19 protein-coding genes and 1 pseudogene are annotated in these 19,953 nt (G+C 45.8%); 8 read left to right on the forward strand and 12 right to left on the reverse strand.

Annotated features, from left to right (window positions below; translation table 11 throughout):
- Positions 1 to 92, forward strand: a pseudogene (locus tag NDA06_RS22375) (IS1 family transposase); the annotation flags it as partial.
- Positions 93 to 266: 174 nt separating this feature from the next.
- Here NDA06_RS22375 and NDA06_RS22380 read toward each other — a convergent pair.
- On the reverse strand, positions 267 to 626 hold the full coding sequence (locus NDA06_RS22380; protein ID WP_190986865.1) for a rhodanese-like domain-containing protein: 360 nt from the start codon (positions 624 to 626) through the stop codon (positions 267 to 269).
- A gap of 130 nt (positions 627 to 756) precedes the next feature.
- Between NDA06_RS22380 and NDA06_RS22385 the strand changes: the two genes are divergently transcribed.
- The 5 genes from NDA06_RS22385 to NDA06_RS22405 all read left to right on the forward strand — a co-directional run bounded on the left by NDA06_RS22385 (position 757) and on the right by NDA06_RS22405 (position 6,216).
- Positions 757 to 2,544, forward strand: coding sequence for a DUF3352 domain-containing protein (locus tag NDA06_RS22385; RefSeq protein WP_190986866.1), 1,788 nt, complete (start codon positions 757 to 759; stop codon positions 2,542 to 2,544).
- Positions 2,545 to 2,816: 272 nt separating this feature from the next.
- On the forward strand, positions 2,817 to 3,053 hold the full coding sequence (locus tag NDA06_RS22390) for a hypothetical protein (protein ID WP_190986867.1): 237 nt from the start codon (positions 2,817 to 2,819) through the stop codon (positions 3,051 to 3,053).
- A 313-nt stretch (positions 3,054 to 3,366) separates the two neighbouring features.
- On the forward strand, positions 3,367 to 4,938 hold the full coding sequence (locus NDA06_RS22395) for an ATP-binding protein (protein WP_190986868.1): 1,572 nt from the start codon (positions 3,367 to 3,369) through the stop codon (positions 4,936 to 4,938).
- 117 nt (positions 4,939 to 5,055) lie between these two features.
- Positions 5,056 to 5,421, forward strand: a complete 366-nt coding sequence (locus NDA06_RS22400; protein WP_190986869.1) for a DUF1823 family protein — start codon at positions 5,056 to 5,058, stop codon at positions 5,419 to 5,421.
- 132 nt (positions 5,422 to 5,553) lie between these two features.
- Positions 5,554 to 6,216, forward strand: a complete 663-nt coding sequence (locus NDA06_RS22405) for a GIY-YIG nuclease family protein (RefSeq protein WP_190986874.1) — start codon at positions 5,554 to 5,556, stop codon at positions 6,214 to 6,216.
- A gap of 83 nt (positions 6,217 to 6,299) precedes the next feature.
- On the opposite strand, the gene NDA06_RS22410 is transcribed toward NDA06_RS22405, so the two are convergent.
- The 8 genes from NDA06_RS22410 to NDA06_RS22445 form a co-directional block, all read right to left on the reverse strand.
- Positions 6,300 to 6,737 carry a hypothetical protein gene (locus NDA06_RS22410; protein WP_190986870.1) on the reverse strand — a complete coding sequence of 146 codons (438 nt, stop codon included), beginning with the start codon at positions 6,735 to 6,737 and terminating at the stop codon, positions 6,300 to 6,302.
- Between the two features lie 160 nt (positions 6,738 to 6,897).
- Positions 6,898 to 7,377, reverse strand: a complete 480-nt coding sequence (locus NDA06_RS22415) for a hypothetical protein (protein WP_190677285.1) — start codon at positions 7,375 to 7,377, stop codon at positions 6,898 to 6,900.
- Positions 7,378 to 7,540: 163 nt separating this feature from the next.
- Positions 7,541 to 7,729 carry a CPXCG motif-containing cysteine-rich protein gene (locus NDA06_RS22420; RefSeq protein ID WP_190410373.1) on the reverse strand — a complete coding sequence of 63 codons (189 nt, stop codon included), beginning with the start codon at positions 7,727 to 7,729 and terminating at the stop codon, positions 7,541 to 7,543.
- Between the two features lie 23 nt (positions 7,730 to 7,752).
- Entirely contained in the window at positions 7,753 to 8,208 is a 456-nt protein-coding gene (locus NDA06_RS22425; RefSeq protein ID WP_190986871.1) for a hypothetical protein, read from the reverse strand.
- Between the two features lie 94 nt (positions 8,209 to 8,302).
- Complete coding sequence (locus tag NDA06_RS22430; protein ID WP_190410371.1) at positions 8,303 to 8,770, reverse strand: hypothetical protein; 468 nt, start codon at positions 8,768 to 8,770, stop codon at positions 8,303 to 8,305.
- A 140-nt stretch (positions 8,771 to 8,910) separates the two neighbouring features.
- Complete coding sequence (locus NDA06_RS22435) at positions 8,911 to 10,545, reverse strand: radical SAM protein (protein WP_190536435.1); 1,635 nt, start codon at positions 10,543 to 10,545, stop codon at positions 8,911 to 8,913.
- A gap of 27 nt (positions 10,546 to 10,572) precedes the next feature.
- The gene (locus tag NDA06_RS22440; protein WP_190410369.1) at positions 10,573 to 10,827 is read right to left on the reverse strand and encodes a SemiSWEET transporter; all 255 of its coding nucleotides are present in this window, start codon (positions 10,825 to 10,827) and stop codon (positions 10,573 to 10,575) included.
- 355 nt (positions 10,828 to 11,182) lie between these two features.
- Positions 11,183 to 11,812, reverse strand: coding sequence for a site-2 protease family protein (locus NDA06_RS22445; RefSeq protein ID WP_190536436.1), 630 nt, complete (start codon positions 11,810 to 11,812; stop codon positions 11,183 to 11,185).
- Between the two features lie 696 nt (positions 11,813 to 12,508).
- Between NDA06_RS22445 and NDA06_RS22450 the strand changes: the two genes are divergently transcribed.
- Positions 12,509 to 15,124, forward strand: a complete 2,616-nt coding sequence (locus NDA06_RS22450) for a PBP1A family penicillin-binding protein (protein WP_190536434.1) — start codon at positions 12,509 to 12,511, stop codon at positions 15,122 to 15,124.
- A gap of 128 nt (positions 15,125 to 15,252) precedes the next feature.
- Positions 15,253 to 15,468: a hypothetical protein gene (locus NDA06_RS22455; RefSeq protein WP_190410367.1), complete on the forward strand. Its 216-nt coding sequence runs from the start codon at positions 15,253 to 15,255 to the stop codon at positions 15,466 to 15,468.
- Between the two features lie 181 nt (positions 15,469 to 15,649).
- On the opposite strand, the gene NDA06_RS22460 is transcribed toward NDA06_RS22455, so the two are convergent.
- The 3 genes from NDA06_RS22460 to NDA06_RS22470 all read right to left on the reverse strand — a co-directional run bounded on the left by NDA06_RS22460 (position 15,650) and on the right by NDA06_RS22470 (position 19,810).
- On the reverse strand, positions 15,650 to 16,309 hold the full coding sequence (locus tag NDA06_RS22460; RefSeq protein ID WP_190677280.1) for a hypothetical protein: 660 nt from the start codon (positions 16,307 to 16,309) through the stop codon (positions 15,650 to 15,652).
- Between the two features lie 245 nt (positions 16,310 to 16,554).
- Positions 16,555 to 17,226 carry a hypothetical protein gene (locus NDA06_RS22465; RefSeq protein WP_190986872.1) on the reverse strand — a complete coding sequence of 224 codons (672 nt, stop codon included), beginning with the start codon at positions 17,224 to 17,226 and terminating at the stop codon, positions 16,555 to 16,557.
- A 307-nt stretch (positions 17,227 to 17,533) separates the two neighbouring features.
- Positions 17,534 to 19,810: an NACHT domain-containing NTPase gene (locus tag NDA06_RS22470; RefSeq protein ID WP_190986873.1), complete on the reverse strand. Its 2,277-nt coding sequence runs from the start codon at positions 19,808 to 19,810 to the stop codon at positions 17,534 to 17,536.
- Between the last annotated feature and the right edge of the window lie 143 nt (positions 19,811 to 19,953).

Raw genomic sequence — 19,953 nt, forward strand, 5'->3', positions numbered from 1 at the left:
GTAAAACCTTATCTTTCTCCAAGAAGTTGAGTAATCACATTGGTGCGATTTGGTATTTTGTGCATCATTACAACGCCTCCCTTCGCTCTTAACCATTACTATTCACCACTACCAAAATTAAAACAATATCGTGAACCGTATTTAATTAAAAAATCTAGCCCCAGCCTTTTTCCTGAGTAGGGAAGAAAGAGAATTCTTGTCCTCTTGTTGCAGGAAAGGGGTTGGGGAAGAGGTTCCAGCTTCAAGATAGTTTTGTACTGGGATCGTTAGTATTGGGAAATTGTCGGATCGACTCGGATTGAGTAGGCATCGATGCCACCAACAATATTTTTGACATTGGTGAAGCCTTGCATTTGTAGCCACTGGCACATCTGCGCCGAACGGATGCCATGATGACAGAGAACCAGCGTCTCGGCGTGCGGATCGAACTGGGTCTGGATTTGGTCAGCCCAGTCGGCAAATTCCGACAAGGGGAGGTTTTCAAAACCCTCAATGCTAGCGATCGCAACTTCCTGTGGTTCTCGCACATCCACCAATTGCAGACTCTCAGGGGAATCGGCAAGACGGCTGGCAAGTTCTTCTACGCTAATCTGGGGAATATCTTGGCGAAAAGATTGAGCAGACATGAGGTTGTGCAACGCTGGAGATTAACTAAGATTTTAATAGTTGGCAGTCCGATGAGCTGAAATAATAGGTTCTGGCATCGGGATTAGTGTTCTTAGCTGAATCGCGCTCACCCAAGGTCTACATTTCACCATGAAGCGACGCTCGTTTTTCTACGTTCTGGCAGCTGGCGTTTTAGTGCTGCTGTTAATTGGTGCCGGTGGCTTTTACTGGCTGAGGGCAAACAGTCCTCTCGCCCTTCTAGGGGGTGGGGAGGTGACGAACCCATCTGCCACCATATTTGTGCCGAAAAAGGCACCCGTAATGGTGTCATTGCTTGTGAATCCAGATCGGTTGGAAGGGTTGCGGCAGGCTGTAGCGCGTCCCGCGAACCGCAAGCGATCGCGTGCAGAACTCAACCAATTTAAACAAAGCTTACTCGCGAACACGGATCTGGACTATCGCCGAGATATCCAACCCTGGCTGGGGGATGAAATCACGCTGGCTCTCACCAGCTTAGATATCGATCGCACCCGTGACAATGGAGAGCAGCGCGGGCTGCTACTGGCTGTCACCACCAAAAATCCGCAACGCAGCCGCGAGTTTGTGGATTTGTTCTGGCAGAAGCAAGCAAATGTTGAGACAGATTTAGTCTTTGAGACTTATAAAGGTGTCAAGCTGATTTATAAGAATCAAGAGTCGGTCGTCAAAACTCAAGATGCTGGAAATAAAGGCTTTTACAACCGCGATAGATCGGCATTGCCAAAAGACGCAATAAACCGCGCCTCAGCTCAAAACTCGGTTGCTACCGCAGTTGTTGGCGATCGCTTTGTGTTGTTTGCCAATGATCCTAGGGTGCTGAAAGAAGCCATTAATAATGTGCAAGCGCCCAATCTCAGCCTCAGCGATTCAACTTCTTATCAGCGGGCAATCGAAAGCATCTCTCAGCCGAAAATTGGTCTGACTTATGTGAATCTACCCGCGCTGGCGAAGTTGCTGGGGAACAATTCACAGATGGAAATTGACCCAACCTATGAGAGTTTAGCCATCGCCATCTCTCCAAAAACTCAAGGATTGCTGGCAGAAACCGCTTTATTAGCGGCTACCGGACAGGAAATCCCCCCGACAACTCCCAGCCTATCTCAACCGGTCGGAGCGTTGCAGTATCTACCAGAGAAAATAGCGATCGCGGCTTCTGGTAGTAACTTAGAGCAACTGTGGACTCAACTCACTTCTGGATTAGATAGCGATGATAGCCTTGTCCAACTGATCGATCAACCCATCGCGAATCTCCAAGCTCGTTGGGGCATTGATTTAAAGCAAGATATCTTTAGTTGGGTGCAAGGCGAGTACGCTTTAGGAATGCTACCTCGTGCCGACCGCAAAGATTCAGATTGGATTTTTGTCGCCGAGAAATCAGCAACGACAAAAGCAGAAGCGGCAATCGATCGTCTAGATGCTGTTGCCAAACAGCAAGGGTTGAGCGTTAGCTCATTTACCCTGGAGAATCAACCGATCTCTGCCTGGACACAACTCACAACCACTGCCGATAAGAATCAGGGTGAAGACCAAGATTCAGTCAAGCTAGAGGCACAGGTGAAAGGAGTTCATGCCAGTGTCGGCAAGTACGAGATTTTCACCACTTCGATCGAAGCAATGAATCAAGCGATTAAGGCTCCTGATAATTCTCTCGTCAAGAGCGATCGCTTCCAGGCAAACATCACCTCTTTACCCCAGCCAAATAACGGCTATTTGTATCTAGACTGGGCATCTAGTCAGGCGTTCTTAGAGCGTCAGCTGCCCATTGTCAGAGTGGTGGAACTGGTGGCAAAACCGTTATTTAACGAGCTAAATTCGCTTGCCTTTAGCAGCTACGGCAGCGATGACGGGGTTCGCCGCAGTAAAGTCTTCCTCCGTCTAGGTGCTAAGGCTGAGGAATGATTCGCACATCCGAGTTGGAGAAAGGGAATCGGTAATCAGTAATCGCTAAAAACTTCCCGCTTCCCCCGCTGCTGAGTCATATCATGTCCACTAAATTTCCATAATTTCCCGGAACTCCAAGAAAGCTATCTCTTGGGGTTCTTTATTCTTTGGGCTACTGTCTATACACAAGTCTTCTTGAACTGCCAGTCCCGTTTTGCTCGCCAAGCCTTGTTTGTAGTCGGTAAAACAGTTACAACGAACCCAAACGCAACTGAATTTAAACCGAAAAAATGCCCAACCTCGGCTGTCTAGTTGTCGGTATCGCCTACGAAATTAACGACTCGGTAAATTTTATCGGCGGCAACCTGGTGCAGACCAATAGTTATATCCGAGACCTTCTTGAAATCTTACGCCTCTATCAACAGCACTACGCCAACCCAACAACCGAAACTCAGGAAAAAGCTGAAGCTATCGATCTGGAATTCCTGATTGAGGGCTTGCTCAATCTTCTCAATTCCATGCATTGAAAAGCAGATAGAATTCGGCAAATTGTATTGAATTTGTGAAACTTCTCACAATTAGATGAAGCTGAGATGAAGCTGGTTGAGATTCACGAAGGCCTTTAAGTGACGCTAATTTTTTAGATCCGTATAAAAATGCACTAAAGTTTGCACCGCTTTGGTTCATAGTTTTTCAGGAATAGCCAAGCAACAATTCGGAGGAAGTCAAAGCTGCATCTTTAAATTACAAGTAAACTGGAACTTAGTCATAGATTTACGTGACTATACAGTAGATTCGCGGTTTTTTTGCTTTTCACTTCAAAAAAATCTAACAAGTACCATGACAAAAAAAACGGCTAATGGTATAATTCCGCAATCTTTAAGGTTATTTGAATTATTGCCGGTACTTGTCTTGGCTAATTATTTACATTTAAACGAAATTAATACAGTGCGGGAAATTAACGCAGCGGTGGTTAATATCAGTGGTCGTCAGCGGATGTTATCTCAACGCACGGCACTGTTCGCCTTAAGACTGGTCTGTACAAAAGATATTGCCGAGCAAGAGAAATTGCGCTTTACTTTGCAAGCTGACCTGGATTTGATGGAACGGTCGCATAGTGGTTTAATCGAGGGCAATCCGGAGATGAAACTACCGGGTCAACCATCATCCGTTGTTCGGTCAATGTACTTTGAGCCACCGCTAAATTTAGACCAGCACATACGCCAATATATCGCGCAAGCGAGAGCGATCGCCCAAGCAACCCCTGAAGAACTAACCTTAGACAATCCGCATCTACGTTACATTCTTACAGAGTCTTCTACCAACCTACTTGAGGCTCTAGATGCAGTGGTGAGCCAATATCAACAAGAAAGTGATATTGAACAACTCGCCCTTAATATTCATCAAGCGGAACTCTACGAGCAAAGTTGTGCCACCGCTGCCCAAGCTGTTGCTCAATCAAAGCATTTAGAGCAAGCTTTGCACGACCTGCAACAAGCCCAATCCCAACTCGTTGAAAAAGAAAAAATGTCCAATTTGGGATGTTTGGTAGCAGGGGTGGCTCACGAAATCAACAACCCTGTTAGCTTTATCTATGGGAACCTAAATTATGCAGTTGACTATGTGCAAAATTTGCTTGATTTAGTGACGCTTTACGAGCAAGAGTGCCCCAATCCTAGCTGCTTGATGCAAGAAAAAATCGCAGAACTCGACATAGATTTTCTCAGAGAAGACTTGCCTAAAGTGATGTCTTCAATGGAAATAGGGGCAAAGCGTATTCATCAGATTGTGCTATCGTTGCGGAATTTTTCTCGCAATGATGAACAGGTTATGCAGCAAGTGAACCTTCACGAAGGGATTGATAATACCCTGCTGATTTTGCAAAACCGACTAAAAGCACATGGCAACCATGCAGAAATTGAAGTGATTAAAGAGTATGCTGATTTACCTTTGGTGGAATGTTACCCAGGGCAAATGAGCCAGGTATTTATGAATTTGCTCGGTAATGCGATTGATGAGCTAGAGCGTTACAGTAGCGAATCCCCCAAGGAAGGTTCTATTTCGGGGATTCGCAGTTTGGATGAATTTTGCAACAAACCCAGTCAAATTTCGATTCGCACAGAACTTACTCCTTCTAATACAATTCTTGTGCGGATTGCTGATAACGGACAGGGCATGAATGAAGATGTTAAAGCCCGATTATTTGAGCCATTTTTTACCACCAAGCCTGTCGGCAAAGGTACTGGGCTAGGGTTATCCATTAGCTATCAGATTGTAGTAGAGAAGCACAAAGGTTCGCTTAATTGCGTATCGGTACCTGGACAAGGAACAGAATTTTGTATTGAGATTCCCGTGTGGCACACCCAGGAAGAATCAACGCTTAACAGAAGAAATCAACTTTTGGCAAGTTAACAGCCGTGAGAGCGCACCATTTTTGTAAAAAGTGCGAATGGAATTCTCCAGAGATATTTAGTCAAGGAAAAAGTTGTATTTTATTGATACAGCTTTTGTTGTTAATTGTTCATTCTCATGTCTAACTTACCGCCGCTGAATACCGAAACGATTTGGGCTATCCTGAACGATGAAATTGATGATGCCACAGTGAACCAACTGGTGTGGCAATGCTTGGGTTATCGCTACGACGCAGCGGCGAATCAATGGGACGCGAGCGAAGTTCCCCCAGAATGGCGAGATGAATATCCACAACCGCCTGATTTCATTGAGAACCGTCCACCAACGGTGAAGCTGACTCGCTCGATTCCGGCAGAGAACAAGCAGCTACTAAAAGAACAACTCGGCTTTAAAGGCTACAAATTGGGTGAATTTGGTCCCAGGCAGACTCGTCGGGCAACAGCGGCGAATTGGCTGTTGAGCTATATGCGAACCACCCGTTGAACTAAGTCATACTAAGCGGGACTCAAATCACCACTGCCCACGCCCTAAACTATAAACAAGTTATCGGGAGTGGATAAATCCCAGGATTGGCTGGCTCCCGGTAGCAAATTCATTGAATGGAGACTAATTCAGGTGGAGACAAACCAGAATGTGCCCGTTGAACACCAAAATGTACCCGAAGGGCACCGGGGGCTGCACGACTTTTTGTATAGCTCCGACGACGAACACGCTGCCCCTGAGATAGCGACTCTTGTCGATCTTGAAAACGATGGAACTGAAGTGCTACCGCTTCAGAATTGGTGCGATCGCGTTCAGAATGCGAAAATTGCTGGGGTGTACGCTGTGTTAAATACCCAACGTCAGACGCAATATATCGGATACTCGCGGAATGTGCTGCTTTCCCTGAATGGTCATGTCGCTCAAAATGGGAGAGAAACTTGCGCGTTTGTGCGGGTGCAGGCGTTCAAGTTCCCGAAACGCACGGACATGGAAAATTTGCGAGAGGCGTGGATTTCCGAACTCGGCAGCGTTCCGCCTGGTAACGCTGAGGTCAGTGGGATGTGGGCTAGCACGGTGGGCGAAGTTGCAAAAGCAGCCATGTCGCCCGAAGAGCGCAACGCCTATGAGGAGAAAAAGCTCAAACTTCGCAAGGCGATGGCAGATAGCACGCTCACTAAGGATCTTGCAGATGCCGAGGAAAGTGATGCCAAGAGGCAGCAAAAGCTAGAAGCGGCAGTGAATAACGACGACTGGAGTGCTGTCATCGAGGGACAGACGCGGGAAACTCATTCGTAATCGTGAAAAAACACCCAAATGTCCTCATTTGGGTGTGAAAAGGCAGGGATTCAATCAAAATTAAAAAGTCATCAGGTAAAAAATTAGGAATCGATAATTTTGACTACCCTTTCGATAGAACGTCTGCCATTAGGCAAGGTAATAATTAACTGATTCGTATTCAAATTGAGAGTATAAGTGTACCGACCGTTTTTGGCGACATAAACATTCCTCTTTGGAGAAGAAACAGGGAGAAGAATGCTACCTTTGCCATTCTTCGCACGACCCACGTAGAAGGTGCCTTTGCGAGTGTAACAAATCCCTACATAATGATTGGTTGTTTCGACAGAGAAACCTTCTGCGATGTCGTTGATGCAATCGTTAGAAGCAGCTATTTGGATTGGGCGATCGCTAGCACCGGAAACAGTTTTTGTGAGTTCTGCTGCTTGTACTGTTGGTGCTAAAAATAATAATGCTCCCGCGCTTGCTAAAGCGAGTTTCAATGCTTGTTTGCCATTCAATCCAAGTTTCACGGATGCCATTTCATTTTCTTCCTTTGACAGAGCGTAATCAAGTGAGTAATCGTTTTGTTTAAGGATTAGCTGAAAAAATGAATTTTCGTACTAAAACTAAAAGCTGAACACCCACTATTATGCCTGAAACAAAACTAACAACTAAATAGTGAGAGTTGCTGCTATAGTATTACTCCAAACTATTAATTAACTTTTCAATAGAACGTCTGCCATTTGGGAGCTTAATAACGAGCTGACTCTTACTCATGTCCACCGTGTAAGTGTACGGACCGTTTTTAGCCGTAAATACATTACGGTTGTAAGAAGTAAGAGGAACAGTTATACCACCACGCCCATTCTTGGCATAACCGACATAAGTGTGGGGATTATCTCCGCCGCAAATATACACTAAGTAGTTTTTCGTTTCAGCAGCAACGAAAGTACTTTCATCCCTATGACAACCCACCTCTGTTTGAGCTAGTTCGATAGAGTGGGAAGTCGATAAAGTTTGAGATGCAGGTTGCTGAGAAGTGAAAGCAACCTTCTCGGCACTTTTTTCAGTTAGTTGTACAGCACCTACTGAAGGTGCTAAGAATAATAATGCTCCTGTGCTAGCTAAAGCTAATTTCAAAGCCTGTTTGCAATTGAATTCAGATTTCGTAAATACCATTAATTTGACCTTCTTTGTAAGATAATAACCGTAAGATTACGGTTGTTTTTTGGGGAACTATCTGTTTGTCGATAGTTTTATCTTCAGAAGGGCGCAAGGCATTTCCAGAAATCCCAGAAATCTTTTGCGAGTAAACTAGGCAGGAAGCAATAAATCTTGATTTTTAGCCTTCGTATTCGCTATCGATTTCAATGTCAAGGGTTTCTTCATCAAATCGGATGTAGAGAATATTTGGGCGACAGCAAACTTGGCAATCTTCAATATACGACTGCTGACCCCCAGCACTTAGATCAACAAATGTAACGTTTGGTTCGCCGCAATAGGCACAAAAATACTCAGATGTTGATTGCATTTAATTTATTCCTCTAATCATCGTTATTGAGTCCATCGCAACACTCTTTCATTAACGATGGTTTGATTCCCTTGAATAATGCGTAGCTGGCTTTGGGTAAGAATATAACGGGTATTACCTTGAACAGCAACAAACTGACCACTACTGTTACTGGGAACCGTTGCATTAACAGTGTTTTGGGTTCCATTTTTGGCACCCCCAACAAAGACTAAAGTACCCCCCTTAGCCGCACAAATATGGGCGAAATGATTTCTAGTTTCAGCAGCACGGTATAAAGAGGTATTCGGTGGGCAGCGGGTGTTCAGAAGTTGAGCAAGTTCAATCGAATTGGAAGTTGATAAGGGTTGAACCTGGAGAATTTCTGCTGTGTTTTGCAGGGAAAATTCAAAGCGATCGCTCTCGGCACTCTGTTCTCCAGCGTACACCGAAGAGGTCAGGAATAAAAATGCTCCTACGCCCGCCAAAGCTTGTTTTAACATCTGCTTATCCTTGGTTGCTTGCTCTATTCAATTTATAAAAAAAAATCCCCACCAGTACAGCGTCTGGTGGGGGAAAATCTGATAAATGGAACGATTATTTAATTCCCACTTGCATTCTGTAACTGGCGTTTCCTCTAGTCCCGCCAACAACGATCTTATAGTCCCCGCTTCTAGGCAATGTGCCGCTCCAGCTAGTTGCCTCTTGTGCAATAATTCGCCCATTCGGAGCTACGATATCAAAAACAGCGTTGTCTTCAAGAGAGGTAATGCCGATCGTCATTTTCTGGCGTACCTTGGCACCCAGCAGATAAATATCTCTCGTTCCTCGCACGACCGAGTATTCTACAACTGCTGAGCTTTTCCCTTTTGCAAATCGAACCCGCTGGGTGCGACCTTGCGGTTGAGCTGCCAAAACAGTTGGTTCAACTGCCGCAGCACCTGTGGAAGTTACGGTTTTGGCGATCGCTTCTACAGAGGGAATCAAGCACAAAAGCGCTCCTGCACCTACTAGAGTGAGTTTAAAAGCAAATTTACGATTAAATTGAGGTTTTACGAATACCATCTGTTAGCCTGCCTTGGGAGAATAAAACTCTTCTTAGAGTCTCACGGGACTTTCTAACAACTACATCTGTGCGATCGCTGTTTTCCTAAAATCGCAGAAGTGGCTGATCCGTGTCCTTACGGTCGTAATCACCCCGTAGGCTAGGTTAAGCAGGGTGAAGCCTCCCGAAAATGAGCCTTAGCGTCGGCTAGATGCTTCTGGAGGGTGGCAACTGGTAAGGGTCCTTGCAAGTGGTTCCAAGGCAAAACTCGATCTAACGACCAACTGGCGTGGATGTAGGAATCGAGATCCGGCAGTTGTCCTCGCAGTTCTTTAAAGGCACGGCGGTAGCTGCCTAGAGAGTCGCCGTAGTGTCGCGTCAGTTCTAAAAGATGGGAAAGTCGGCGATCGCCTCTGGATATTAAAGCTTGGATTGCTGACCAATTATAGCTTTCCGGTCGAAACTCAATGCCTTCGCGGCGCAATTGCTTCTCTAAGCTTTTCAGCCGCTTTTCGGCGTCCCGATTCACTCCAAACCACTGAAACGGTGTATGAGCTTTAGGGACAAAAGTGCTGCATCCGAGTGTCAAGCGTAACCCAGGTGCGGCTTTTTTGAGCGATCGCATCATCGCCACAGTTGCTTCTAAATCTTCGGGTTCCTCCCCCGGAACTCCCACCATTCCATAGAGTTTGAGGTTGCTTAATCCACCTGCTTTGGCATTGATTGCAGCTTGGATGATTTCTTCATTCGTCAGCTTTTTATTGATAATCTGCCGCAATCGTTCCGAACCGCTTTCAACGGCAATGGTGAGCGATCGCGTGTCTCGTTTTGCTAAAGTTTGAGCTAGCTGTACTGTCACCGTATTCGTCCGCACCGAAGCAATGCTGAGGCGGACATCGTCGTATTTTGGCTGACTCAAGTAATCTAGAAGAGTTTCAAATTCTGGGTGTTGCGTAACCGATGCTCCTAATAATCCCAGCCGATTCGTCACCGCCAATCCCCGATCGATGGCTGGAATTAGCGAACTTTCCAAACTCGCTGTCCGAAACGGCAATGTTAGATAACTCGCCAAACAGAAGCGGCACATTTCCGGGCAACTCCGTACCACTTCCACCATATAAATATTTTCCCACGCCGCCTTCTCTGTCACCACAGTGGAAGCGGAAAGCGTATTTCCCCGATAGGTTTGCTTTTCAATGACGGCGGGAATCTCCGCATCTACGGGCAAAATTGACTGGATCGAGCCATCCGGCGAGTGATATTCAACTTGATACAAACTAGGAATATAGATTCCTGGTACTTGCGCCAAACGCCTTAGTTGAGCTTGTCGGGTAGCGTTTCTAACTTCTTTATACGTATCAATAAAATTGCCGAGTAGATTTTCACCATCTCCCAGCAAAATAACATCAAAAAAGTCAGCAAAAGGTTCTGGATTGGCAGTTAATACGGGTCCTCCCCCAAATACGAGGGGATGATTGTCATCACGCGCAGATGCTCGATTCGGAATCTCTAGCAATTCCAGTAGATTGAGGATATTGACATAATCTAATTCCCAAGAAAGGGAAAATCCGACTAATTCGGGCGATCGCAGCAGCGGCTCATGAGTATCTGTAAATAGGCGACTGACTTCAAGATCGGAGCGCATTGCCAAAGACGCCCACACCACCTGATAGCCTAGGCTAGTGATGCCAACGCTGTACTCATTCGGGAAGGCAAATATAGTCCGGATGGCGTCGGTGTCAGGCGTCGCGGGTGTAAATAAAAGACGTTCTGCGGCAAAAACTCCAGACATCACAGGCAAGTAAAACCTTAAAAGATTATCCTATTCATATTTAATTTTAAGCGATAAAATTATTAGATTAAAAATTAAGGTTAACAAGTTGGCAGCAATAACCGGAAAAGATTGAATGTAAAAACCGTACACCAACCACAAAAACACTCCCGAACAGAAAATAATCAACATTTCCAGGGAAACATCTTTGGCTGATTTTGTTTGCCATACTTTAAACAATTGAGGCAAAAAAGCTACAGTGGTCAAAGTTGCCGCCAAAAATCCCAAACCCGTCACAAAATCCATGCTACTGCCAATTGATTTGCAAAAAAAATTATAGATAAGATTTAACTATAGCAGTCCTATATGATTCGTGAATGCGAGAACCCCGACTTCTTAAAGAAGTCGGGGTTCTGAAGTGATTTATAATCTCTCTTCTTTCTCTTTCTTCGCCTCCTATAGCGCTAACGCGCATCCGCGCCGCTTCGCGAACGCTAAGGCGTCTAAGCGCTAACGCGCAGGCTCCGCCAATGCGGTTCGTTAATAGAGATTGTGTTCAATGAATCTCAAATCCGGAATTGACTAGAAAACAATAAGCCTGCGTCCGCAGGCTTATTCTGTATAGACGCAGACTAAAGTCTGATGGAAGCAGTGCATCCATCTAAAATACAACTTGGCATCCCTGCATTGAGGGAACAACCGCACAGATGACTGCATTCGCGATAAAACCCAGACCTAAAGAAAAACCACTAACCAAGAGGATTGTTAAAGCTAATAATCCAAAAGGGCTACTTTCTAAAGGTTTTAATGACGGGAAAAATTCACTGAATACATGAAACCCATCCAGAGGAGGAATAGGCAGCATATTAAAGAGAAACAAGCTCAAATTGATAGACGCACCCAGGTAGAGGAATTCAGAACTCAGAATTTTTGTCGAGAACAAACTGAAATCCAATTTTAGAATTAAAAGAAACAGAATGCCCAAGCCTAGATTTAATAAAGGGCCAGCGATAGAAACCAAAATATTGCTAATTTTCTTATGGCGAAAGCGTGCGGGATTGATAGGCATTTGTCCCCACGCCATACCAGCAATGCAAAGAAAAATAATTGACTCCCATCCCATGTGAATCACTGGATTCAAGGTCATGTGTCCGCTTTTTTTGGGGGTGTCATCACCTTGACTTAAAGCAGCTATACCATGAGCGAGTTCGTGTAGCGTCACTGAAGCCACAACAAGGATGATAATTCTTAGAAAGAGTATAGGATCGGTCAGAATTGTTTCAATTAACATCGCTTGACCTCGATAAGGCGGTAATACAGCAACCCAAAACGAAATAAAATCAACAATCAATTGACTGACAGAACTTACTGCACCCAGTAGTTTTGGTCGCAATCTTCATAACTTATGTATTTATCTGCTTGGTGGCTGAAGATTACGCACAAACGTTAAGCAAATTGTCCATGATGGATTGGCACCAGAAGGGCGATCGCTTATACTAATCCCAGCGGGTGCATCTGTCTTAGGAAGGATATTTTGAGCTACAAACCGAAGTTACTGTTTTCCAGATAAGTTCCCAAAAAGCGATCCCCCTGAGAAATGTTCTTGGCAAACATTTTTCAGGGGGGATCGCCGACTTCAGCGCTAACCCGCTCCTCTCAAAGCTAGATTTTTATCAAATACCACGTCCGCTCCTCTAATAAGCTCAGCCAGAGAGCAAGAAGCTGATAATTAGGAGTTTGGTAGAAAATACCTTGAGATTTGCCCCATTTCTTGAAGTTACTTAAGCTATCAACCAACAAGGTCTGGAACAAAGCTTGGAACTGGATGACTTTAGGTGTATTCTTTGACGGAATAAAAAAATAACAATTTGACAAAAAGCGAATAAGTTCACATTGTGTAGGCACAGATCCCGGATTCAAGCCATAAAATAGGCAACAATAAGCAGGGAATTTTGCGCCAGAAGTTTTTGGTGATTGAGGAGTTGACGTGACCAAGTTCATCTCAAGACTGAAGGATTTATCAGGCAAGTTCAATGCGGGGGTGTCAAATGAACCAGTCGAGACTCCTGTAGGTAATAAAGAAGAACCAGTCGATACTCCGATTGATGGCAAGGAACAAGACGAAGGACACGCAGACGCATCACGACATCGTCGGGAATTGAAGCGAAATCTCTTGCGGCTGAAGCGCTTCTCCACTCAGGAGCTTCCTAAAATTGTCAAGAAGCCATTCACTGGAGAAAACCCACTCCATCATCAGCGTCGATTTTGGATTGGTTTAGGTGTGGGAGGAGGAGCGATCGCGCTTTTGACTGCTGCGTGGTCGCTGGAGAGTAGCTTACCCGATACCAGCGATGCCTTAACCTTGATGCGACCAGAGACTTTGACGATCAAAGCCTCAAACAACAAAATACTTCAACAAATCGGCCCAGCGACTCGCGAAACCCTCAAAATTGACAAAATTCCCAAGCAGCTAATTCAAGCTTTCATTGCGATAGAAGACAGACGCTTTTACAAACACCAGGGAGTTGATTACCAGGGAGTTTTAAGGGCAGCCTTTTCTAACTTGATAGCAAGAGATGTTGTAGAAGGCGGTAGCACCATCACCCAACAGCTGGCGAGGATGGTTTTTCTCGATCAGGAGCGTAGCGTCTGGCGCAAGCTGAAGGAAGTCCGAACCGCTCAAAAAATCGAAAATGAAAACACCAAAGATCAAATTCTAGAACGTTACTTAAATTTGGTCTATTTGGGAGAAGGTGCTTATGGCGTGGCAGATGCGGCTTGGGTTTACTTTTCTAAGCCGGTGTACGAACTAACCTTATCGGAAATGGCGACACTTGCTGCCATCCCACCAGCACCCAATCAATATTCGCCCATTAAAAATCCACAAGTGATTAAAGAGCGCCGCAATCTGGTATTACAACAGATGCATCTGGCGGGGTTCATTACAGCCGCCGAAGCCGAGAAAGCGATCGCTGACACCCTGATAACAAAACCCAGCCGTCCTAAGCGGCTCGAAAGGTTTGCCCCTTATTTCACCGAATACATCCAACAAGAACTGCCCAAGCACGTCTCGCCAGCAGCGATTAAGGCTGGAGGATTAACAGTAGAAACCACCCTGAAGCCAGAATGGCAGGAAGCGGCGGAAAAGGCCGTTATCGAAACCGTTGAAAACAGCGGTCGCGGTCAAAACTTCGAGCAAGCCGCCCTTGTGGCGCTCGATCCGCGTACCGGCGAGATCCGGGCAATGGTCGGGGGAAAAGATTTTTATAAGCAACAGTTTAATCGCGTTACTCAGGCACAGCGCCAGCCCGGTTCGACATTTAAAGCGTTTGTATACACGACAGCAATGGCTGCCGGTTTCACTCCCTATCGCGGCTACCTGGACGCTCCCTACAAAGTAGACGGCTATACCCCCAAAAACTACAGCGAAGAGTACCGGGGCTGGATCTCCATGCGAGATGCTCTGATTGGCTCAATCAATACCGTTGCTGTCAAAGTTTTGGTCGATGTGGGATGGGATACGGTGATCGATGTCGCCCACAAAATGGGCATTGAATCAGAACTGAAACCGACCTATTCCACTGCCTTAGGTGCCTCTGAAGTGAACCTGCTGGAACTCACAAGTGCTTATGGCACCTTTGCGACCAAAGGGATGCATACCAAAAATTACGGCATTCGTCGCATTCTTGACCGACGCGGGAACGTTATCTACGAAGCGAAGTTTAAGCCCGACCGTGTCCTCCAAGAAGATACGTCTGCGATTATGACCTGGTTGCTGCGGGGTGTCGTGAATGAGGGGACGGGTCGCGCCGCCGCTCTAGACGATCGACCTGTTGCTGGGAAGACGGGCACCTCGGATGAGGCACGCGATCTGTGGTTTATTGGCTACATCCCCCAAATGGTTGCGGGTGTCTGGCTGGGCAACGATGACAACAAACCGACTTGGGGCGCGAGCAGTACAGCCGCCTACACCTGGAATAAATTCATGGCGGAAGTGGTTAAAGATATCCCGGTCGAGAAGTTCCCAGAGCGACCCACCGAGCTAGAAGGACGTAAAGCCCAGCTCACGATCAAGCCCATCAAGCCTAAAAGCATCTTCTCTGGAAGCATCATCTCCAAAAACAGCGACGACGATGATACCCCCCGGCGTAGCCGGTCTCGTCGGGCTACGGATAGCGATGATAGCTCTAGCGAAGAAACTCCCCGGCGTAGACGCTACCGTACTAGCAGCGTCCAAAGCTCCGAGAGCGCGCCTCGGCGGAGACGGCGTCGCAGCCAAGAAGTCCAGCCTCAAGAAGAATCTAGACCTCGCTACCGTCGTTCTCGCCGCCAAGTAAGTACCAATTCTCAAAGCCAAGAGAGTTCAAGCAATAGCAGCCGTCGCTACCGCCGTTCTCGTCGCCAAGCAAGCACAAGCTCTCAGGAGTCGGCACCCGTTCGGCGTTCTGTTCGCAGAAGGGCATCATCAGATTCTACTTCTAGCACTGCACAGCCAAGGAGAAGACGAACTTACAATTCTGCGCCAACCGCTCCACGGGCACCCAGGAGAACAGCGGATGCCGCCCCACCTCCTGCTCCGCCAGCAGCGCGGAAGGAAAATTAGGAACGATTAGAACAACTTCCTAACTCTCAAGCGCGATCGCAAAAACAATGGGGATCAAACTCAGGGGTGATAGACGATCCCCTGAGTTTTGGTACGATAACCAAAAATCGATAAGAGGGTTACAAAGAATGCATTTATTGATGGAAGTTGCTACGAATACGCCCCATTTTCCAGTCTCTGCTACTGCTGTGTACGCGGTAGGTTTTATTGCCGCTGTAAGTATCGGTTCCGTTGCGTGGTATAACTCTAAGCGCCCTGTGGGTTGGGAAGATAAAGAGCGCCCGGATATTGTGCCTGAAGTTAAGAAAGAGGCAAATCCCGGTGTAGGCAAGCCTAGCGCGTAACTCTCTAACAGGAAAATTTTTAGAAAACCTATAAAGATTGTAGAGACATTGCGTTCAACGTCTTTACCGCTTATACAAACGTAGGGCAGGGGTATACCCTGCCCTACAGCGTTATTTTTGGAGACAACGAGATAAAACACCTTGGCTCGAAAAAAGGCTAGCGCAGCGGCTCGAAAAAAGACTAGCGCAGCGCCAGAGCCGAGCGCAGGGTGACATTTAAATCGGTGTTGGGGTTAACGACAACAACATCAACTCGTTTTTTGCCCAACAGCAGTCCGCCTAAGGCACCCAAACCAGCACCCCCCAAAATTTCTTCAGTTGCGATCGCTCGGTCTCCAGTCAAAGCACCGATTGCGGCGGCGGCGGCTCCACCAACAGCTGCACCTTTCAAAATGGAACTGGTATTGGTTCCCCGACTAACTTGTTCGGTGCGAGTAATCACTCTGGAAGAGGCATTGATATACTGCCGTTTCCCGTTGTTGAAAACTAATTCTCTAGCAACAAACTGGGAACCGCCTCTCGTTGCGGGTTGCAATTGACCAATCACCTGAGTTCCTGCCGGAATTAAGATAGTTCCGCGAGTATTTCTGACATTTGTTGCCACCGTCAGCGTTAACGGCATCGTTTCCTTAGGAGACACAACGATTTTATTTGCCTTGTTATAGCGCAAGGGGAGAGTTGTGCCTGAGGGAATGCTGACTTGGGAGACAGGTGGAGGCGGAAATTCGTAATATTGGGCAGCAGCAGGCGCAGGCACGACGAAGGGGGCAGCTGCACCGGCGGTCATTGTCAATGCCATGAGTGCAGCGGTTCCTGATTTCCAGCGATTGAAGCGAGACATAGGGAACACTCTCAGCAATTATACGGATAAGGTTCAAGACGCTTCCCGGCTGAATTTGTTTCTTGACAATTGCACTGATTTAGTGCATTGCGAAGGAAAAATAGAGGGCGATGGGGAAAGAACCTCTCCCCAACCCTCCCCGATTCGGGGAGGGAGTCGGAGCGTTCTTATACCATTTCACTTTAGGTCTGTAACAGACGGATTCTGATGTGTAGCATCACCAACGGAAATTAGGAATTCCCTGTTTAGCGTAGAGCGACGGTAACTGGCAGCTGAGAAGCCAGGGTGATAGTCCTCAAATCAAGGCTGGGATTTACGGAGATAACATCAACAGATTTGCGTCCCCAGAATAAGCCAGCTAAAGCGCCCAAGCCTGAGCCACCCAAGACTTCTTCAGTCGCGATCGCTTTGTCGCCAACCAGGGCTGCGATCGCGGATGCAGCGGCTCCACCCAAGGCGGCACCTTTCAAAATTGTGTTGGTTCTAGAACCTTTCTTGATTTGTTCTGTTCTCGTCACAATTTGAGAAGTGGCATTGATTGTCCGAGTCCCATCCAAGGGGAGAACAATTTGGGTAGCAACAAATCGGGAGCCTTGACCAGCGGGTTCCAATTGACCCAGAATCTTTGTTCCTGCTGGAATCAAAGTTGTCCCGTAACTGCTTTTAACAGTGGATGAAACTGTTAAAGTTAAAGGCACTTTTTCGGTTCGAGATAGCAGGATTTTTTCAGCCGTTCCGTCATATCTAACAGGAATAGAAGCTCCAGAAGAAATTACAGTCTTGGTCTGAGATGGGTTGCTGGCACGAGGGACTGTAGGGACAGGAACATTGATGGGTACAGCGCCAACAGAACCGGCAAATGTGCCCAGAGTCATCAATACTAAAACGCCAGACTTTAAGTTATTTAAGCGTGTCATAAATAGGAAACCCACGAACTTTGTGTATTTTCACTGATACCTTATTAGAAGGTTGTGGGCTAAAAAATGTTTCTGAGAACTAGAAAATTATTTTATTAAGTATTAAAGCTTAATTTGCTTTTAAAAGGTTAATTAAAGTTGAATATCCCCTATGAGTAGTGACGCGGTTTCTCTAAATTAGTTGCTTTAGTAGAAAAAAATTAGCGATCGCGTTTTTCACTCGTATCAATTCCTGCAACAGGTAAAACAATCTATCTTCAATATGCGATCGCGCTATTCGGGAAGAATTACAAAAAATGCGATCGCGCTACATTAATCTTCTTTTTCGTTCCTCAATCTCTGCTATGGGTAACAACAAGGTATCCTCTATTTCCTGTCGTACCTCACGGCTCACATAACAATCGCTATTGAGACACTCTACTAGCAACAAATTTGCATCGTAATACTGCTTCAGCAATTCCTGCTGCTGCTCGTTGAACTGCCAATCGTAACCAATATTGCGATACTTAATCATTACGGCTCTTAATTGCTCACTCCAAGTTCGACCATTAGTTATCCACCAATTTTTAGTATTCATGTTGACATCTGGTGATTGCTCTTCGAGTTGTTGCAGTAGTTGTCGTAACTTAGGGTCAAGAGCGAGGCTAGGATCAAAATACTCAAAATCTTTAAACCTGCCCTTAAGGGCAGGTTTAAGGGAACAGAGAAGATCGCGGTCAAGGGCATAATCAGGAGCAAGAGGATGAGGAGGGGCAAGAGTGCTGTCAAGAGCAAGAGCAAGCTTAAAAGTAGGAAAATAGGAGTGACTATAGTCAAAGGCAAACTCAAAGTAAAGAACCCGAACAGCACTCGGCTTGTAATAAACCTCAATCGAATTGGATTTTTTGTGAACCCAAATTACAAACTTCTGCAACTCTTTATCATTAGCTATAAGCTCATCGACTCGCTGTTTCATTAACAGCAACAGACGATTGGCACTGGGCTGCAACATCCCAACTGCTAGCAAAAAGACTTCCCTCCAACGTTTCTCGGTAATGTAGTTGACCAGATTTTGCAACGTTTCCTCTAATGGTTGCGTCCTAACAACAATTTCTCTAGCAGTGAAATACTCATGAAAAGTTAGATGGGAAAATGAATAGATTCCTTTTGCACGTTCGACCAATAACCCATGTTGGGCTTCAACTGACTTCAAAACTTTTTCACTGTCCAGTTGCAATTCTTCTGGGTCAGTATTAGCACCAGGTAAATTCCGGATGTAATTTGTAATATATTGCTCGGCTACTTTCTGTTTAAAGAAATAGTCACCTTGCTCAAACGTAGTCAGGGCAATCTTGCTGAGTAAATCTTCCTTACGCTGAACTGATAGCTTTTTGTAAACTTGATCGCGTTGAATCCCGCGCTTGGCATCCCATTTTTTCAGCAGCGCATCCAGCCCTTCTTTATACAGCTCAGAACGATTTGCCGGAAAATCCCCTGATTCTTCAAATGCTAAACATAGGAGCGTCAGCAGGAGCGGACTTGCGGCGAGTTCGTTGATCCGCTCATTGTCTTCGAGGCGTTCGATAAAAGTCTCTGGTTTTACGGCTTTATTCTTAAACCAGTTGGTTGCAAAGGTGGCAATTTGTTCACTATCAAAATCAGCAACTTCCACCTCTGTGAATTTCTCAAAGGTATATTCCCGTGCTGCGATTCGGCAGGTCATGACAAAGTGATTGTCACGAAACTGGTCAGATAAATCACGAATCTCCCTTAAGACGCGCTCATTGTCTTCCTCTCTAACTTCATCCAGCCCATCGAGTAAAATCAATGCTCTGCTGTGTTCAATTACATCTTGTAGAGACGCGATAACCCTTGTCTCTACAACCCCGCAGCCCGCGAATTGCTGAGTGATGTATTCCAACAAACTCGGTTTGTTAGCAGCTTCAGCAAAGTCTTTGAGAGTAACAAAAATTGGCACGCGATCAGCCTGAAATTTACCCTGATTGCACTGAATCGCTAAATACTTCAAAAACGTGGTTTTACCAGCCCCTGGTTTCCCTAAAATCATTAGCTTGGGATGTTTCTTGACCGCATCCAGCCCTGGCACTCGTTCTTCAATGATTTCGCCCAGTCCAAAACGCTCAAATTCCTCAAACTTACACTCTTGCAATAATTCAGGAATCTCTTTGCGCCTGCGCCCAGTAATTTTCTCCAGAATATTGACGTTGGTGTAGATATCATTCAACCCAATGGGCTGAGTCATATCTAGCACGCGCATCGTCCCACAGCGTTCTTGAATGATGGGTTTTACTTTTTCGCGTACCTCTTGCATCAGTGCGGCGATATTGCTGTTATTTTGATTAGCTGCTATTTCTGGTTCGCTGGGTGGCTGGGCGACTATTTCTTCCCACTCAAAACCCAGCTTTTCACAAATCTGCTTAAAATTGTTGCGGTCAATTCGCTTGCCTTTAAAGAATTTGTCACCAGTTTGGCGACTCATTCCTAAATCTTCTGCCAAAGCCATCTGAGTCAAAGATTTCTGTCTCAAAGCTCTTTTTGCTTTCTCAATGCCGTCTGGTGATGCCTGAAGCGATCGCCCTGTCATATTCCTACTACAAATATTTCGTCTATTTTACTCACCTAAATTGGTGCCAATTGCCAAAGTCATACAACTCATACACAAAGTTATAAGTGCTTATGTAAAATAAATTACACATAATAAAAAGTAGAATAAGCTAAAACAAAAGT

This window comes from Trichocoleus sp. ST-U1, from assembly GCF_039961835.1.
GTDB lineage: Bacteria > Cyanobacteriota > Cyanobacteriia > Cyanobacteriales > FACHB-T130 > FACHB-T130.

Excerpts from the sequence above, each read along its gene's own strand:
- NDA06_RS22380 (WP_190986865.1), bottom strand. The coding sequence starts at position 626 with ATGTCTGCTCAATCTTTTCGCCAAGATATTCCCCAGATTAGCGTAGAA.
- NDA06_RS22385 (WP_190986866.1), top strand. The coding sequence starts at position 757 with ATGAAGCGACGCTCGTTTTTCTACGTTCTGGCAGCTGGCGTTTTAGTG.
- NDA06_RS22390 (WP_190986867.1), top strand. The coding sequence starts at position 2,817 with ATGCCCAACCTCGGCTGTCTAGTTGTCGGTATCGCCTACGAAATTAAC.
- NDA06_RS22395 (WP_190986868.1), top strand. The coding sequence starts at position 3,367 with ATGACAAAAAAAACGGCTAATGGTATAATTCCGCAATCTTTAAGGTTA.
- NDA06_RS22400 (WP_190986869.1), top strand. The coding sequence starts at position 5,056 with ATGTCTAACTTACCGCCGCTGAATACCGAAACGATTTGGGCTATCCTG.
- NDA06_RS22410 (WP_190986870.1), bottom strand. The coding sequence starts at position 6,737 with ATGGCATCCGTGAAACTTGGATTGAATGGCAAACAAGCATTGAAACTC.
- NDA06_RS22415 (WP_190677285.1), bottom strand. The coding sequence starts at position 7,377 with ATGGTATTTACGAAATCTGAATTCAATTGCAAACAGGCTTTGAAATTA.
- NDA06_RS22420 (WP_190410373.1), bottom strand. The coding sequence starts at position 7,729 with ATGCAATCAACATCTGAGTATTTTTGTGCCTATTGCGGCGAACCAAAC.
- NDA06_RS22425 (WP_190986871.1), bottom strand. The coding sequence starts at position 8,208 with ATGTTAAAACAAGCTTTGGCGGGCGTAGGAGCATTTTTATTCCTGACC.
- NDA06_RS22430 (WP_190410371.1), bottom strand. The coding sequence starts at position 8,770 with ATGGTATTCGTAAAACCTCAATTTAATCGTAAATTTGCTTTTAAACTC.
- NDA06_RS22440 (WP_190410369.1), bottom strand. The coding sequence starts at position 10,827 with ATGGATTTTGTGACGGGTTTGGGATTTTTGGCGGCAACTTTGACCACT.
- NDA06_RS22445 (WP_190536436.1), bottom strand. The coding sequence starts at position 11,812 with ATGTTAATTGAAACAATTCTGACCGATCCTATACTCTTTCTAAGAATT.
- NDA06_RS22455 (WP_190410367.1), top strand. The coding sequence starts at position 15,253 with ATGCATTTATTGATGGAAGTTGCTACGAATACGCCCCATTTTCCAGTC.
- NDA06_RS22460 (WP_190677280.1), bottom strand. The coding sequence starts at position 16,309 with ATGTCTCGCTTCAATCGCTGGAAATCAGGAACCGCTGCACTCATGGCA.
- NDA06_RS22465 (WP_190986872.1), bottom strand. The coding sequence starts at position 17,226 with ATGACACGCTTAAATAACTTAAAGTCTGGCGTTTTAGTATTGATGACT.
- NDA06_RS22470 (WP_190986873.1), bottom strand. The coding sequence starts at position 19,810 with ATGACAGGGCGATCGCTTCAGGCATCACCAGACGGCATTGAGAAAGCA.